This is a genomic window from Bradyrhizobium sp. (assembly GCF_035701725.1).
Lineage (GTDB): Bacteria > Pseudomonadota > Alphaproteobacteria > Rhizobiales > Xanthobacteraceae > Bradyrhizobium.
The window spans coordinates 1-2,331 of the sequence record NZ_DASSRP010000391.1 but is presented as its reverse complement, the minus strand read 5'-3'; the positions used below and the strand labels follow the sequence as shown (position 1 = coordinate 2,331).

1 protein-coding gene is annotated in these 2,331 nt (G+C 64.9%); it reads left to right on the top strand.

All coding sequences use genetic code 11. The annotated features are described in order from the left end of the window. On the top strand, positions 1–2,331 hold a 2,331-nt coding region (locus tag VFL62_RS23570; RefSeq protein WP_325174804.1), incomplete at both ends, for a glutamate synthase-related protein.

Genomic DNA, 2,331 nt, shown 5'->3' with positions numbered 1-2,331 from the left:
TGGGACGGCCCGGCCGCGATCGCGTTCACCGACGGCAAGCAGATCGGCGCGACGCTCGACCGCAACGGCCTGCGCCCGGCGCGCTATCTCGTCACCAAGGACGATCGCATCGTCATGGCTTCCGAGATGGGCGTGCTCAAGATCCCCGAGGACGAAATCGTCACCAAGTGGCGGTTGCAGCCCGGCAAGATGCTGCTGGTTGACCTCGAACAGGGCCGGCTGATCCCGGACGACGAAATCAAGGCCGAGCTTGCCAAGAGCCATCCCTATCAGGAATGGCTCAACGGCTCGCAGATCGTGCTCGAGGAATTGCCGGAGGCGCCGACCAAGGGCATGCGCTCCAACCTGCCGCTCCTGGATCGGCAGCAGGCGTTCGGCTACAGCCAGGAAGACATCACCATCCTGATGGCGCCGATGGCTTCCACCGGCGAGGAAGCGCACGGTTCGATGGGCAACGATACGCCGATCTCGGCGTTGTCGGACCGGCCCAAGCCGCTATTCACCTATTTCAAGCAGAACTTCGCGCAGGTGACCAACCCGCCGATCGACCCGATCCGCGAAGAGCTCGTCATGAGCCTCGTCTCGATCATCGGGCCGCGGCCGAACCTGTTCGACCTCGAAGGCGCGGCCGCCAGCAAGCGCCTCGAAGTGCGTCAGCCGATCCTGACCGATACGGATCTGGAGAAGATCCGCTCGATCTCCGAGATCGCGGACACGCATTTCAAGTCGCGCACGCTCGACACCACGTTCCATGCCGGCCTTGGCGCGGCGGGCCTCGAACAGGTGCTCGACGAACTCACCGCGCGCGCCGAAGCCGCCGTCCGCGAGGGCATCAACATCGTGATTCTCTCCGACCGCATGGCGGGCACGGACCGGATTCCGATTCCATCGCTGCTCGCCTGCGCCGCCGTGCATCATCACCTGATCCGCACCGGCTTGCGCACCTCGGTCGGTCTTGTCGTTGAATCCGGCGAGCCGCGCGAGGTGCATCACTTTGCTTGTCTGGCGGGTTACGGCGCCGAAGCCATCAATCCCTATCTGGCGTTCGAGACCATCATCGCGATGAAGGACCGCCTGCCGGGCTCGCTCGACGACTATGAGATCGTCAAGCGCTACATCAAGTCGATCGGCAAGGGCCTGCTCAAGGTGATGTCGAAGATGGGCATCTCGACCTATCAGTCCTATTGCGGCGCGCAGATCTTCGACGCCGTCGGCCTGAAGGCGGATTTCGTCGCGAAATATTTCGCCGGCACCCACACCCGTATCGAGGGCGTGGGTCTGGCCGAAATCGCCGAGGAAACCGCCCGTCGCCACGCGGACGCGTTCGGCCATGCGCTGGTCTACCGAGGCGCGCTCGACGTCGGCGGCGAATATGCCTACCGCACCCGCGGCGAGGATCACGCCTGGACCGCCGAATCCGTCTCGACGCTGCAGCATGCCGTGCGCGGCAACTCGCTGGAACGCTACCGCGCGTTCGCGAAGATCCTCAACGAGCAGTCCGAACGGCTGTTGACGCTGCGCGGCCTGTTCAGGCTCAAGTCCGCCGAAGACGAGAAGCGCAAGCCGGTGCCGCTCGACCAGGTCGAGCCGGCCAAGGAGATCGTCAAGCGCTTCTCCACCGGCGCGATGTCGTTCGGCTCGATCTCGCGCGAGGCGCATACGACGCTTGCGATCGCCATGAACCGGATTGGCGGCAAATCCAACACCGGCGAAGGCGGCGAGGAAGCCGATCGCTTCAAGCCGCTGCCGAACGGCGATTCCATGCGCTCGGCGATAAAGCAGGTCGCCTCGGGCCGCTTCGGCGTCACGACGGAATACCTCGTCAATTCCGACATGATGCAGATCAAGATGGCGCAGGGTGCCAAGCCCGGCGAAGGCGGCCAGTTGCCCGGCCACAAGGTCGACGCGACGATTGCCAAAGTGCGGCATTCGACGCCCGGCGTCGGCCTGATCTCGCCGCCGCCGCATCACGACATCTATTCGATCGAGGACTTAGCCCAGCTCATCTACGACCTGAAGAACGTCAATCCGGACGGTCAGGTGTCGGTCAAGCTCGTCTCCGAAATCGGCGTCGGCACCGTCGCCGCGGGCGTTGCCAAAGCGCGCGCCGACCACGTCACCATTGCCGGCTTCGAGGGCGGCACCGGCGCTTCTCCGCTCACCTCGATCAAGCACGCCGGCAGCCCATGGGAGATCGGCCTCGCCGAAACCCACCAGACGCTGGTGCGCGAACGCTTGCGCAGCCGCATCTCCGTGCAGGTCGATGGCGGCTTCCGCACCGGCCGCGACGTTGTGATCGGCGCGCTTTTGGGCGCCGACGAGTTCGGCTTT